Source organism: Vibrio penaeicida (genome assembly GCF_030689305.1).
Taxonomy (GTDB): Bacteria; Pseudomonadota; Gammaproteobacteria; order Enterobacterales; family Vibrionaceae; genus Vibrio; species Vibrio penaeicida_B.
Window position 1 is genome coordinate 345,476 of the sequence record NZ_JAUYVM010000004.1, and the last position, 13,857, is coordinate 359,332.

12 protein-coding genes are annotated in these 13,857 nt (G+C 42.8%); 9 read left to right on the plus strand and 3 right to left on the minus strand.

Going from position 1 to position 13,857, the window contains the following annotated elements; translation table 11 throughout:
• Positions 1-10: 10 nt before the first annotated feature.
• Positions 11-664 (minus strand): GTP cyclohydrolase I FolE, encoded by a 654-nt coding sequence (folE, locus tag Q8W40_RS09635; RefSeq protein ID WP_305396962.1) that lies wholly within the window; start codon positions 662-664, stop codon positions 11-13.
• A 163-nt stretch (positions 665-827) separates the two neighbouring features.
• On the opposite strand from folE, the gene moeA reads away from it, so the two are divergent.
• The 4 genes from moeA (at position 828) to Q8W40_RS09655 (ending at position 5,822) form a co-directional block, all read left to right on the plus strand.
• Positions 828-2,066 (plus strand): molybdopterin molybdotransferase MoeA, encoded by a 1,239-nt coding sequence (moeA, locus tag Q8W40_RS09640; protein ID WP_305396950.1) that lies wholly within the window; start codon positions 828-830, stop codon positions 2,064-2,066.
• A 14-nt stretch (positions 2,067-2,080) separates the two neighbouring features.
• Positions 2,081-2,827 carry a molybdopterin-synthase adenylyltransferase MoeB gene (gene moeB / locus Q8W40_RS09645; protein WP_305396951.1) on the plus strand — a complete coding sequence of 249 codons (747 nt, stop codon included), beginning with the start codon at positions 2,081-2,083 and terminating at the stop codon, positions 2,825-2,827.
• Positions 2,828-3,119: 292 nt separating this feature from the next.
• On the plus strand, positions 3,120-5,354 hold the full coding sequence (locus Q8W40_RS09650; RefSeq protein ID WP_305396952.1) for an LruC domain-containing protein: 2,235 nt from the start codon (positions 3,120-3,122) through the stop codon (positions 5,352-5,354).
• A 12-nt stretch (positions 5,355-5,366) separates the two neighbouring features.
• On the plus strand, positions 5,367-5,822 hold the full coding sequence (locus Q8W40_RS09655) for a hypothetical protein (RefSeq protein WP_101114424.1): 456 nt from the start codon (positions 5,367-5,369) through the stop codon (positions 5,820-5,822).
• Positions 5,823-5,970: 148 nt separating this feature from the next.
• Here the strand turns inward: Q8W40_RS09655 and Q8W40_RS09660 are convergent, their stop codons facing one another.
• Complete coding sequence (locus Q8W40_RS09660) at positions 5,971-6,861, minus strand: MBL fold metallo-hydrolase (protein WP_305396953.1); 891 nt, start codon at positions 6,859-6,861, stop codon at positions 5,971-5,973.
• Between the two features lie 100 nt (positions 6,862-6,961).
• On the opposite strand from Q8W40_RS09660, the gene Q8W40_RS09665 reads away from it, so the two are divergent.
• The 3 genes from Q8W40_RS09665 to Q8W40_RS09675 all read left to right on the plus strand — a co-directional run bounded on the left by Q8W40_RS09665 (position 6,962) and on the right by Q8W40_RS09675 (position 11,224).
• A complete protein-coding gene (locus Q8W40_RS09665; protein WP_101114423.1) occupies positions 6,962-7,873 on the plus strand; it encodes a LysR family transcriptional regulator in 912 nt (303 codons plus the stop codon).
• Between the two features lie 88 nt (positions 7,874-7,961).
• A complete protein-coding gene (locus tag Q8W40_RS09670) occupies positions 7,962-8,798 on the plus strand; it encodes a sulfurtransferase (protein ID WP_305396954.1) in 837 nt (278 codons plus the stop codon).
• 116 nt (positions 8,799-8,914) lie between these two features.
• Positions 8,915-11,224: a bifunctional diguanylate cyclase/phosphodiesterase gene (locus tag Q8W40_RS09675; protein WP_305396955.1), complete on the plus strand. Its 2,310-nt coding sequence runs from the start codon at positions 8,915-8,917 to the stop codon at positions 11,222-11,224.
• Between the two features lie 82 nt (positions 11,225-11,306).
• On the opposite strand, the gene Q8W40_RS09680 is transcribed toward Q8W40_RS09675, so the two are convergent.
• On the minus strand, positions 11,307-12,296 hold the full coding sequence (locus Q8W40_RS09680; protein ID WP_101114420.1) for a sugar-binding transcriptional regulator: 990 nt from the start codon (positions 12,294-12,296) through the stop codon (positions 11,307-11,309).
• Positions 12,297-12,709: 413 nt separating this feature from the next.
• On the opposite strand from Q8W40_RS09680, the gene tal reads away from it, so the two are divergent.
• Together tal and Q8W40_RS09690 are read left to right on the plus strand one after the other, a co-directional pair.
• Positions 12,710-13,660 carry a transaldolase gene (gene tal, locus Q8W40_RS09685; RefSeq protein ID WP_305396956.1) on the plus strand — a complete coding sequence of 317 codons (951 nt, stop codon included), beginning with the start codon at positions 12,710-12,712 and terminating at the stop codon, positions 13,658-13,660.
• Between the two features lie 90 nt (positions 13,661-13,750).
• The coding region (locus Q8W40_RS09690) for a hypothetical protein (protein WP_305396963.1) at positions 13,751-13,857 on the plus strand (107 nt) is incomplete at its 3' end.

Genomic DNA, 13,857 nt, shown 5'->3' on the forward strand with positions numbered 1-13,857 from the left:
GCTAAAAAATTTATCTCAAACCATGAAGGAATTCATGTCGAGTTGCTGGATTCGATTTGAATATCCCACCAAGTGCCGTAGTAGTCGTTTCGCTGGTTGCGTCCATGACTCCACGAGACTTCACACAGTAATGTACTGCATCCATAGTAATGGCAACATCGTCGGTTTCGAGTAATGTTTGAAGAGCAACAAGTACTTGCTGTGTCATACGTTCTTGCACCTGAGGGCGCTGCGCGAAGAAACGAACAATGCGATTGATTTTAGACAAACCAATAATTTTCTTGCGCGGAATGTAAGCCACTGCTGCCTTACCATCGATGGTAACTAAATGATGCTCACAGGTACTTGTTACGGTGATGTCTTTTACACGCACCATTTCACTGCAAGCCATTTTGTTTTCGATCACTGTGATTTTTGGGAAGTTCTTGTAGTCTAATCCTGAAAACACTTCATCAACGTACATTTTAGCAATTCGACGCGGCGTTTCTTCAAGGCTATCATCAGAGAGATCCAATTCAAGAAGTTGAAGAATTTCACGCATATGATTTTCAATACGCGTTTTTTTCTCTTCGCGACTCACTTCGTTTGGCAACATTGGAGTCTCAATGCCCTTCTCTACTAGTGCTTTCTGAACTAACAGTGCTGATTCACTCAAACCAGGCATGTTTACTTCTCCCATGCAATCTTTTACCCCTTTTGGATGGGTGACAAGCATACTCGTATTTTGGAATAATTACACCCATATTTTGAGCGAGGTTACTGGGGTCAAACCCTTAACTATGCTATTGTTCCGCAAATAGTTAAGAATAAAAAATGGGGTAATTTATATGGGTTGTTGTGACGCGCCGGGTCTGATGCCAATCGAAGATGCAATGAACAAAATGCTGGGCTCTGTTTCCCCCTTAACGCGAACTCAAACGATATCTATTGCCGATGCGTGTGGGTTTGTTTTAGCTGAACCCATTCATTCTCCAATCCATGTCCCCCCATTTCACAATTCTGCAATGGACGGCTACGCTATCCGCCGAGCGGACTTGTCTCAAAACGCAATTATGCCCGTGTCAGGTAAGTCATTTGCAGGGCAACCTTTTGTCGGTCATTGGGACAAAGGTGGCTGCATTCGAATCATGACCGGGGCAGAAATACCTGAAGGTTGCGATGCCGTTATCATGCAAGAAAACACGCAGGTACTTGAAGATGGCAATGTAGAATTTCTGCAAACGGATGTAGAACTGAATAACAACATTCGTCCAATTGGCGAAGACATTTGCCAAGGTGATTTGGTTCTTGAATCCGGGCATCGATTGACCCCTCGGGATATCCCAATGATCGCCTCGCTAGGCATTGCGAATGTCACCGTATTTGAAAAACCAAAAGTGGCATTCTTTTCGACAGGCGACGAGCTTAAAACCGTCGGAACCGAGTTGGAAGCTGGGCAGATATACGACAGTAATCGCTACGGTATAAAAGAACTCATTTTAAATTTTGGCTGCGACGCCATAGATTTAGGCATTATTCCTGATTGCCCAGAAACATTAAAATCAACATTCATTCATGCGCAACAACAAGCAGATGTTGTAGTCACCTCAGGGGGTGTCAGTGTTGGTGAAGCGGATTATACAAAAGACATTTTAGAAGAATTAGGTGAAATCGGATTTTGGAAACTGGCTATCAAACCTGGAAAGCCATTTGCTTACGGGAAATTAGACAACGCTTATTTTTGTGGGCTTCCAGGCAACCCTGTTTCAGCTATGCTTACCATGTATGTTCTTGTGCAGCCTTTACTCGCTAAGATCGCAGGTCATTCTCAATGGCAAGCACCAGAATCCATACCCGCTATCACTCGTTCACGCTTTAAAAAATCCCCTGGTAGAACCGATTATCAACGAGCTATTTATAGTATCGAAAATGGTCAGTTCTTCGTTGAATCAACAGGAAACCAAAGTTCAGGTGCATTTCGTTCTATGAGTTTGTCAAACTGCTTTGCCGTATTAGAACGTGACCGAAGCACGGTAGAACAAGGTGAAACCGTTCAGATTCAGCTGTTTAACCAAACGTTATACTAAGATTAAGAGAAACCATGGATATTCTTACCGACAGCGAAATGCTTCGCTATAACCGTCAAATTATCTTGAAGAATTTTGATTTTGACGGTCAGGAAGCACTCAAGCTCTCTTCGGTTCTTGTACTTGGAGCAGGTGGATTAGGCTGCGCCGCCTCTCAGTACCTTGCTACTGCCGGTATTGGAAATATTACATTAATCGATGATGATCAAGTCGAGCTTTCCAACTTACAGCGTCAGGTGCTCCATACAGACGAAGACATTGGGTTTGATAAGGTAAAATCGGCACAATCTTCGTTAGAAAAATTGAATCCACATATTCGTATTCAAGCCATAAACAAAAGACTTGGTGATGAGGATCTTGCTGAACTAGTGAAATCTCACACGGTTGTGCTGGATTGCAGTGACAACGTCACAACAAGAAATCAACTTAATCAACTCTGTTACAAGTCTAAAACCCCTTTAATTTCCGGTGCTGCAATACGAATGGAAGGGCTTGTCTCTGTTTTCACTTACCAAGAAAATGATGCCTGCTATGAATGCTTGAGTGCGCTGTTTGGCGATCAAGCACTCACGTGTGTCGAAGCCGGAATTATGGCACCCGTAGTCGGTATTATTGGTGCAACTCAGTCGTTAGAAGCGATCAAAGTCATCTCCAATTACGGAAAACCTTGCGTTGGAAAACTCCTCACTTTTGATGCTCTTTCTCTTTCTTGGAGAGAAATGAAACTCGCGAAAAACCCAAATTGCAGTACTTGTAATTAGGCACCGTTATTTTGGAAAGTAATATGGCTTGGTGACGTTTTCGCATGTCTTTTATTTTACAACACTCCTGTCGATATATCACGATTCTTACTATGTACCCTTCACTTTATCGCGCTCTTTTTTGAGTGCGATAGGGTTAAATTTCTCAATATGACGAAAAATTCGTTCAATCTGACTACACATTTGAGAAACGAAAAATACCCTAAATAATTTCCCTTATTTATCAACATCATAAATATGGCATGTTGTTTGTATAACACTGATTACCGATTTGGTTCAAAGGGTAATCGATATGAAAAAAAGACTTGTGAGTACGCTGACACTTGCAATCATGGGCACACTGCCCATCTATGCCTCTGCAAGTACTGTCACCTCTTTTGATACCTGCCCAAGTAAGGCATTTTTATTTCAGAGCGAGCCTGTTGAGGTTTGGGGAGTAAACCTTGTGACAGGTTCAACTCAGCAACTTAATGCTTCCAACCCATATTCTGGAAATATCAATGGCGTCGGATTCGATTTTGGGTTTGCGGAAGGTGAAGACGAGTCTGCGGGAACCGATAAACGATTCATTTACGGTTACGACACGACAAACAAAAAAGTAGTACGCGTCGGTAAAAACTACAATGTACAAGAGCTCAATGTGACTGGGCTGCCTTCAAACACATTTTATGTCGGTGACGTGTACAACCGAACCTATTACGTTTACAGGAAAAATAGTGGTCTGTACAAAATAGACTTAACACCGCTCGACTCCGACCCTAATGCCACTCTATCTTTGGATCTTGTTTCTGCCAACTCTACAGTTAACTTAACCGATTTTGCTTTCCACCCTGGGAACGGCAAGCTTTACGGTGTCGATAATAATACTGGGAAACTCCACGAGTTTGCGACAGATGGAAGCGGAACAATTACAGAAATCGGAAATGTAGGTCAGTTAGGAACCTTTGGTGCTGGATACTTTGACGTCGATGGCTACTACTACGTATCACGAAATTCAGATGTGATGTCGGATGGTGAAGTTATTCGTGAAGGTGGGAAAATTTATCGAATTGATCTTACGCTCGATGGAAATGGTGACATTGACCCTAGCGGCATAACCGCTGTCGATTTTGCAAGTGGTCCTACATCCAATCAGAATGATGGGGCTCGTTGTGCTAATGCACCTATTATCGGAACAGATTCAGGTATAGATTTTGGTGATGCGCCAGACGCCTACTCTACTCTTTTAGCCTCTAACGGTCCAAGGCATGAGATTGACGGCACAACATGGATGGGCGTATCAACACCAGATGGTGATGCCGATGCCGCTCAATCTCCGAGTTCAGATAACACTATTGATACTGCTGATGAAGACGGCGTTGGTTTCGTTACTTCAATTGAACCAGGTCTAGACAGCGTCATTACGGTTTACGCCTCGACGTCAGGTACATTGAATGCTTGGATGGATTGGGAAGGAAACAATCAATTTACCGACTCCTACGACCAAATTATTACAGACTATTCGTTAACCGCAGGGCTAAACACTATTGTGCTCTCCGCACCTATCACAGCCGTTGCGGGTTCCTCATGGTCGCGCTTCCGCTTTAGCCAACAAAGTGGGCTCGACTATTTTGGCGGCTCAACATCAGGCGAGGTGGAAGATCATATCATCACTATTTCAGACGTAGATACTCGCGAGGAGTTTTTCCCGTCGAATGAAGGGTATGTCACATTAGCGTACGAAGATAACTGGCCAGAAACCGCCGACTATGACATGAACGACTTTGTCGCCCGTTATCAGATAAAGCAGACTCTCAAAACCATCAGTGGTACAGAGTACGTTGCTAAATCAGTCATTAAAGGAACACTTGATGCAGTAGGTGCTAGCTACCGAAGCGGATTTGCAGTCAATATCCCTGGAATCGACAATTCGAATATTGATACGACAAAGACACGCTTGTACCACAATGGCTCGCTTGTCGACTTCGATACGTTAGAGAGCTCTGAAACGACAGAAACAACATTCATCATTATCGAGAATGCACGCGATGCTCAAGTCAACAGCTGCTCGTACTTTAGAACAGTGAAGGATTGTCGTGAAGACGTGGCATTGGAATTTGAACTTCATGTTAGCTACGTTGACCCCACTCTAAATGGTTCAATCGCTGCCATGCCATACAAACCCTTTATTTTTGGTACACCAGGGTATCCTCATGGCTCGGTTTTCAATACACCACCAGGACGTAGTCTAGAAATTCACTTACCGGATAACACACCAACAAGTAAGTTTGATACCAGTTTCTTCGATTTGCCAGGGGAAGACGATAGCAACACAGAAACAGGGAAATACTATAAAACAAGTAATAACCTGCCATGGGCAATCATGCTTTTCGAAGATGCGGAAGTAGACACTCAATGGATCTGGCCAACAGAAGGTACTGACCTATTAGAAGCTTATCCTAACTTCCAGCATTACACCGAAAATGGTGGTAACACACACACAGATTGGTTCGAAGCGGCAAATGCCGTTGCTGCGAAATGTTACTAAGGGAGAAATGACATGAAAAACATTAGCTTATCTATTCTATTGGGTCTTTCTCTTACTGCATGTGGCGGAGGCGGCGGAGGTAGTACAGGTGGAGGAAGTGCCGCTACACCAGCTCCCGATGATTCTCAAACCGCGACACCAAGTGTTAAAACTAAAGACTTGGTTGCGCCTGAAGGGTTTGATTATGACCCGATTGAAAACAGAAATGTCGCAATAGATATATCATCGACTTCTATCGCTAGAGCTTATCTTTCAATCTATCGGAATTATCACACATTAAGTGACGGTACATTGCTACCAGATTACGGAAGCAGAATTGTTGCCATGCCACTCAAAGATGGAAAAGCCGATCTATCTGTCATTATTTCAGACAGCTCGAACGACTTACTCGGAGAGATTTGGTTTTATGACGGTAGCGCACCACTCCAAACACGATTTTATGCGTCACAATCGACATGGAGCTGGTAATGGCTGAGGCTGCAGTCTTTAGGGCCGAAAGACACTAAAACTCCCCAACGAAATGACGCAAAGAAAATAAGCGACACTTTGCGTCATTTCACCCTTTATATCTTTGATACCTTTATACCTAAGTATCTAAGCAGACTTGGGTATTTCTTTACCAAGTGCGCTCGCCCATTGCGACTTGAGAGCCCAGCTCTAACGTGAATCCTTTCCCAAATTCTGGGTACTGTTTGTCCATTTTGGCAATCACTTCTTTGCTGTCCTTACTTGAACCGACCGCTTTTTCAAAATGATTCAAATATTGCTGTGTAAAATCGACAGACGACATCGAGAATTCAACACCTTTTGTTGCATGTCCAGGTACAACAACATCTGGTTTTAGGTCTTTAATTGATTTAAGCGCTTGCTTCCATAGGTCGCGTGACGCTGGTGTCGGCGTATCTGCCATCCAAACGTGCTCTCCGCCAACAACATTGATACCACCAACTACTGCTTTTATTTTTGGAATCCAAACATAACTGCGCGCTTTATATTCCTTGTCTAGCCCTTCGATACTTAGCTTGTGCCCTTCGAGTAAGATTTCGTTTCCATCCAATACAGACGGGATGATTGGATGAGATGGGGCATTCATGCCCAACTCAGGTCCCCAAACAGACAGCTTGCCATTCAATTTTTTCGCTATTGCGTTTGCTGTAGACTCAGTTGAAACGATCTTTGTGTTAGGGAAGGCTTCTTTAATCACCTCCAAACCAAAATAGTAATCTGGGTCACTGTGGCTGACATACACTGTTTTGAGCTCTTTTCCGAGGTCTAGAATATCAGCAACTAATCTGTGAGCGTCAGATTGTTTAAATAGCCCATCAATGAGCACGGCTTCTTTTTCGCCAGTGACCAACACAGACTTCACGTTGAAGCTGTCTTCTCCGGCATTAAATACATGTAGTTGAAGCGGCTTAGTATCGCCTATCAATTCCAGTTCAGCATTGGCGCCAAAAGAAACTGAAGCAAGAAGTATGGAAGTCGCGAGCAATTGTTGTTTCATCATATGTTCTCTCTATAAGTGTGCTCACAGTTTATCGTTCCAAATAAACGAATAAATAGACCAATAAGTACAACTGTGTTACATAAAATAGAACAATGGAGAAATGAATGTGAAAGGCGTTGGTCGGGATTTATTTAAGCTAGTGGTGTTTGCCCATGTCGTTAGGACAGGATCATTTACCAAAGCAGCGGATACGTTGGAGATAAGCCGATCGGTTGTGAGCAAACATATTGATGATTTAGAAGACAGCTTGTCTGTTCGTCTATTAAACAGAACAACCCGAACCGTTGGCCTGACGGATGTTGGCAAGATGATTTATCAACATGCTGAAAACATCATTGGTGAATACAGTGAAATTTCTTCACGCTCAAACAGTGAACATACTGCCATTAGCGGCAGTGTAAGAATTAGCATGGCTGTCGACTTCGGCGCGACAACTTTAACGCCGATTCTTGCCGAAATTAAACGTTCGCATCCATCGTTACATATGGAGATCATATTCGATAACCGAACGGTAAATTTGCTCGAAGATAACATTGATATCGCTATACGAGTCGGTTGGCTAAAACAAGAGAACTATCCGGTTAGAAAAATAGGCTCTACTGAACACTGGATATGCGCTTCCTCTTCTTTTGAAAAAGAATCGGAAAACTTAACCCCTAACTCCTTAGTGAAATTGCCTTGGATACAGAACAGTCAACTCTCTAAGCAAATCGCATTTACGACGCCAGAACAAAGTAAAGTTATCAGCGAACCTGCCGCTACAATGACATGCAACACAGCCCAAGCAACCCGTTTGATGGTACTAGAAAGCCTCGGGTTAAGCTTGTTTCCAGCCTTCTATGTGCATGAAGACGTCGAGAGCGGGCGCATGATAAGAATGCTAAAAGAATACACATTAAGACCGGTTGATATATTCGCTATTTTTCCTGCCCACCCAATTCCTTTTAAATCTAGGTTCTTGGTTGACACTATTGCAGAAAAGCTTCGAAAACTCCCGATGATAGCTGCTTAACACGAAAGATATTCTCACATTCAAACGCGTACAGGTATTCACATATAACGAGATCCTGTTAGTCGCTTAACTTCAAGGAAAGATCGTCATGACAAAAGCTTTGGTTACACCCTCTTGGCTAGAAAATAAATTAACCAGCGATAAAGTGGTCGTGCTAGATGCCAGTCTAGATCTCATGATCCCAGGAGCACCGGAACCTGCGCACGCTGGTTTTATTCCTGATTCGCTTCGATTTGACTACGATAAAGTCATTTACGATAAACAATCTCCTCTTCCGCATATGATGCCAACTGAAGAAGAATTTCAACACCATATTCGTTCGCTGGGCATCGATCAGGACACTACTGTCGTCGTTTACGATCAAGCTGGTACTTATGCCTCGCCAAGAGCTTGGTGGATGTTTAAAGCCATGGGGTTTAATTCAGTTTACTTGTTAGAGGGTGGACTTAGAGCTTGGATAAACTCTGGATACAAAACAGTGTGCTCACTGTCGAATCCAACGCATTATGGTAATGCTACAGCGAAACTAAACGAAAATTTCGTCTATGGCTCACGTGACATGCTAAGTGCGATCTCTAAAGAAAACCATTACACCTTTGATGCAAGACCAAGAGCTCGTTACGAAGGAAAAGTCAAAGAACCTCGTGAAGGAGTTAGATCAGGACATATTCCAGGCTCTCATAGTTTGCCTTTTCAAGAAGTGATGAATGGTATTTTCCTTAAACCCGTTAGTGAGCTGACTCATCTATTTAATAAATGGAATTTAAATTCGGATAGCACGCTTATCTTTAGCTGCGGATCAGGTGTTACGGCTGCTATTTTAGCGGTTGCTGCTTATGAATCAGGATATGATAATTTTTCCGTCTACGATGGTTCATGGACAGAGTGGGGTCAGTCGATTGAGCTTCCTATTGAAGTTGGGTAAGCTCTCAAAAATAGTAACAAAACATAACAATTGAGTGACAACTCAATTGTTATTTGGATAATCCAACTTTCCTGCGAATAGTCGCTGTATCGTAACAAGGAAGTCAAAAAGTAGTAATGGCAGACTTAAAAAGGAACATATGGACGTTATATAGACTGCTTGCATTGATAAGCAGTGTGATATTTCTGTTCATTGCTTGGCAACAGTGGCAGAAAGTTGAGCGTTCGCATTCCCAAGAGCAATATAACGCAGTTCAGATTTTTACCACTGGCATAACGTCACTCCTAAACAATCAAGAAATGGTGCTTGATGTACTGGGCGATCGGTTGCTTTCTGAAAATAACTATCAAAGCAAAGATGCAGGTCAGGAATGGTTAGACAGCTTGCTCACCATCAACAACAGCATTGCTGCTTTTGGTCTGTCAGATCCTTACGGCAATATTCGATTAGTCAGTTCTAATCTGAGTATGTTTTCGCAACCTAACCTTTTAGAACAAGACAATACTCGTGAATCCTTCGCTAAAACGCTAGCCAGTGACTCAATGGTGCTAGGAAGAACCTATTACAAAGAAGATATTGATGAGTTTATTCTGCCAATAAGAAAGTCCATTCGTGACAGCTCTGGAAACGTACTTGCGGTAATGACAGCAGGTCTTCAACTCGATAGAACCACACTGTTCAATATCAGGCTTCACGACAGTTTCGAACACAAAATTGGCGTAATAAGAGACGATTATTACGTCCAGTTCATGACTGCCTCAAATAACACCGATATTGACTACACTACCCCTATCTCAGAGTCATTTTTTGACAACTTGATTCACAGCGTGACGACATCTAATTCTCTCAAGCTGAATGAACTTAAAACCAAGGGCATTCCTACCGTTGGTTATGCATTGGATCAAGAAAACCCAGCACTTTACGCAATCCAGTACATCCCTAGATTCAATATATGGACAGTGTCGGAAATCGATCTGCGTCATATCGCCTACGAATACCTAGGAATCATGGCGATTTACCTCATCATATTCATGTCTATTCAAGCGATTTTCTATTTGTTTGTTCGCTCAATAGACAAGCATGAAAAAGATCGCCACGAGGAACTTCTCTTCCAAGCGAATCATGATCCGCTAACTCGTCTGCCAAACCGACATTTTCTGCGTTCTCATATCCATCGTTGGCTGAGACCAACTGCCCCACCATTTTCAATTTTATTCATGGATATGGATAATTTTAAAAATGTGAATGACAGTTCTGGGCATGACCATGGTGACAAAGTTCTGCAAGAAATTGCTTCGAGACTTTCGAATGCCACAGATGAGCAAGCACTTTTGATCCGAGAAAGTGGAGACGAATTCATCATAGTTACGTCGATGACTGACCACTATGAGCTTAATCGATTTGCCAACAACATCATCCATAACTTGTCCAAGCCATACGAAATTGATCAATGCAGCTTTATATTAGGTTGCAGTATCGGTATTGCACAGTATCCAGAGCATGGCACTAGCCTCGATACGCTTTTGCGTTGCGCGGATATTGCCATGTACGACGCAAAGACACGACGCAACTCATTAAGCTTTTTCACAGAGTCGATGCAAAGCAGTTACCTACATTCAGTTAGGCTAGAACAACGCTTACGCCAAGCGATACAGCAAAACCAACTGTATATGGTTTATCAACCGCAGTTTAATGCTCAAGGCAACCTGCACGGCGTAGAAGCGCTCGTTCGATGGAACGATGATGAGCTAGGTTTTGTGCCACCTGACAAGTTTATTACCATAGCGGAATCATGCGGTCTAATGCCAACACTGGGTCAATTGATCACTGATACAACCTTGGCGGAAATGGGTAAACTGCAGAAGCAGCTTGGATACGATTTCCAAGTCTCGATCAACATATCCGTTCGACAAATTACCCAAGATGACTTTTTGGATAAGTTGATACTCTCTATTCAGACCCAACGTTTCAATCAGCGTAATATCACTTTAGAAATTACTGAAAACCTCTTCATCGAAGACTTGGATATTGTACGCCCTGTTTGCGAAAGCTTGAATAAATTAGGCGTGGGTATTTCTCTCGACGATTTCGGTACTGGTTATTCTTCTTTAAGTATGTTGGGAGAACTGCCTTTCCATGAAATCAAGATAGATAAAGGGTTTATCGATAACATTTTAACCTGCACAAAATCGCTTAAGATGGTTCAAAACATTATCTCTATCGGTAAAAACTTCGATATGCAGGTTTTAGCGGAAGGGGTTGAATACGCAAAGCATGAAGCAGTATTGAAGGAGTGTGGTTGCGATCTATTCCAAGGCTACCTTTACGCGAAGCCAATGCCAGTAAGCGCCCTTGCTGCATTTGTTGAGCCGTATGGTCTTCAGCATCAGCAAAACCTTTCGCAAAGCCAAACCGACGTAGCGTAAATGTTATGAAAGACTAAAAGCAAAGAACCTACACCCAATTGTTTGTTTGTCTCTAACTCAAACAGTCTTCAGCTGCATCGTATTATTTTTCAATAACGTTCATTTGCTCATCAAGGTTTAGTACTGTGAGAGCAGTACTTACGGTAGTGGCTATAACATCAACCACACCGGTTCTAAGTGCACCAAGTAAAGCAAGTGGCTTACTGTTCTCCGCAGCAATGGCAATAACATCACTTATGGGGCGGAACTCTTCTAGGTTTAGCCCAATAACCCGATCACTCATAACCGTGTTAGCTGAGTTTCCCTGTACATCAAAGAAGTCATAACCAGCAAAATCGCCCACGACACCTTGGTGTAAACGCGCCTGCACGACTTCCTCTGCCGTAAACCACCCCAAGTCAACCATATAACTATTTTCACTCATGTCGCCAATACCTACGAGAGCAACATCTGCCTTGCGTGCCAAATCTAACGTTTGCTTTACCGTGCTGTTTTCCATGAACGCTATTTTTTGCGCTTTGGTTTCTGCGTAGGCTGGCGCGTAAAGTGTTTCCGATGAACCGCCATATTTTTTGGCTAATTGGCGACAAATATGGTCTGCATTAAATTTACCGCCTCTAGGGTGAATGCCCCCTATTCCGCAAACAAACTTACAATCTCTTGGTGATATCACACCTATATGATGCGCAACGGCCGATACATTTCGCCCTTGCCCTACCGTTATAACGGTTCCGTTCTTGAGTGTGTTGTTTAGGTAATTTGAGACCAAACCAGCAACTTGAAGGCGTTGAAGTTCTTCTGTCGGCTGATCAAGCGCAATCAATGCCCTCTTAACGCCAAACCTTTCAACTAACCTCTGTTCTATTTTCGCGCTAAAAACAGGGTGGTACTTCACTGTTATTTCAACAATGCCTTCGTCTCTTGCTTGTTTAAGCATACGTCCGACTTTTGCACGAGAAATGGAAAACTTCTTAGAAATTTCTTCTTGAGTTGCACCATCTTGGTAATAGGCTACCGAAATCTCTGTCAGTAAATCGCTATTTTCTGAGTTGATGTCGTTTTTTGCGGTCATAATTCAATTGGTCCAGTCCAAAAGTGGTGTGTAGAATAATAATTCCCGTCCTAAAGAGCAACCTTTTGCTCACTAGCGTTACATTTTCTCACTACTGTTTTTGAGATCTTTCTGGTTTGTTTTTGGAACTGTTGAATCAGGCAAACGTTTAATTATTTAGTGGTTGTGAGATAAATTACGTTTCGCTGATTTTTCTGTATTGTGACATCAATCAATGATTGACTTTGATCGCTGATCGATTAAATATGGCTACATCATTTACTCACTCATCGATCATATGTTCATGGCAAATGTTCGTTGAGCCAAAAACGTTTTAAAGCAGGCGAAATTTGGATTCACCTTTCGTCTGACTTGCTTGCAATTTAGTGCGCGTAAATAGTCTATCGCGCCCAAGAAGAAATAGGATGATCGTAATGAGCAATAAGTTAGAGCAACTTCGTAAACTCACCACTGTAGTCGCTGATACGGGCGAAATTGAAGCTATTAAGAAATACCAGCCAGAAGACGCAACAACCAACCCTTCTCTAATTCTTAAAGCAGCTCAAATTGCAGAGTATGCCCCTCTGATTGACCAAGCGATCGATTACGCTAAAACTCAAGGCTCAGACAAAGCGCAACAAGTTCAAGACGCTTGTGACATGCTTGCTGTTAATATCGGTAAAGAAATCCTAACGACTATTCCTGGTCGTATCTCTACAGAAGTAGATGCTCGCCTTTCATACGACACAGAAGGCAGCGTTGCAAAAGCTCGTCAGCTTATCAAAATGTACAACGATGCAGGCATCACAAATGATCGCATCCTGATCAAACTTGCATCTACTTGGGAAGGCATCCGCGCAGCAGAAATTCTTGAGAAAGAAGGCATCAACTGTAACCTTACACTTCTGTTCTCTTTCGCTCAGGCTCGTGCGTGTGCTGAAGCAGGTGTTTTCCTTATTTCTCCATTCGTGGGCCGCATCATGGATTGGTATAAGGCAAAAGAAGGTCGTGACTTCGAAGCTTCTGAAGATCCAGGTGTCGTTTCTGTAACAAGCATCTACAACTACTACAAAGAATATGGCTACAAAACTGTTGTGATGGGCGCAAGCTTCCGTAACATCGGTGAAATTCTTGAGCTAGCAGGCTGTGACCGCTTAACTATCGCTCCAGCACTACTTGCAGAGCTAGAAGCGGCAGAAGGTAACGTAGTTGAGAATTTGGTTGATTCAAACGGTGCGAAAGAACGCCCTGCTGCACTTAACCACGCTGATTTCCTATGGGACCACAACCAAGACGCAATGGCAGTAGAAAAACTAGCAGAAGGTATCCGTAACTTCGCTATCGACCAAGGTAAGCTAGAAGCGATGATTGAAGCTAAGCTTTAATCCAATACTAATTCAAACCTAGGGGAACGTTTTCGTTCCCCTATTTATCTCTTCTTTATTTTTAGTTATTCAATATTATTGGAAGTAATTATGGATCACTCACTACAATCTAGAAAGCACCTAGCTAATGCTATTCGTGCCCTTAGCATGGATGGCGTTCAAGCTGCTAACTCTGGTCACCCAGGTGCACCAATGGG

Excerpts from the sequence above, each read along its gene's own strand:
- folE (WP_305396962.1), bottom strand. The coding sequence starts at position 664 with ATGCCTGGTTTGAGTGAATCAGCACTGTTAGTTCAGAAAGCACTAGTA.
- moeA (WP_305396950.1), top strand. The coding sequence starts at position 828 with ATGGGTTGTTGTGACGCGCCGGGTCTGATGCCAATCGAAGATGCAATG.
- moeB (WP_305396951.1), top strand. The coding sequence starts at position 2,081 with ATGGATATTCTTACCGACAGCGAAATGCTTCGCTATAACCGTCAAATT.
- Q8W40_RS09650 (WP_305396952.1), top strand. The coding sequence starts at position 3,120 with ATGAAAAAAAGACTTGTGAGTACGCTGACACTTGCAATCATGGGCACA.
- Q8W40_RS09655 (WP_101114424.1), top strand. The coding sequence starts at position 5,367 with ATGAAAAACATTAGCTTATCTATTCTATTGGGTCTTTCTCTTACTGCA.
- Q8W40_RS09660 (WP_305396953.1), bottom strand. The coding sequence starts at position 6,861 with ATGATGAAACAACAATTGCTCGCGACTTCCATACTTCTTGCTTCAGTT.
- Q8W40_RS09665 (WP_101114423.1), top strand. The coding sequence starts at position 6,962 with ATGAATGTGAAAGGCGTTGGTCGGGATTTATTTAAGCTAGTGGTGTTT.
- Q8W40_RS09670 (WP_305396954.1), top strand. The coding sequence starts at position 7,962 with ATGACAAAAGCTTTGGTTACACCCTCTTGGCTAGAAAATAAATTAACC.
- Q8W40_RS09675 (WP_305396955.1), top strand. The coding sequence starts at position 8,915 with ATGGCAGACTTAAAAAGGAACATATGGACGTTATATAGACTGCTTGCA.
- Q8W40_RS09680 (WP_101114420.1), bottom strand. The coding sequence starts at position 12,296 with ATGACCGCAAAAAACGACATCAACTCAGAAAATAGCGATTTACTGACA.
- tal (WP_305396956.1), top strand. The coding sequence starts at position 12,710 with ATGAGCAATAAGTTAGAGCAACTTCGTAAACTCACCACTGTAGTCGCT.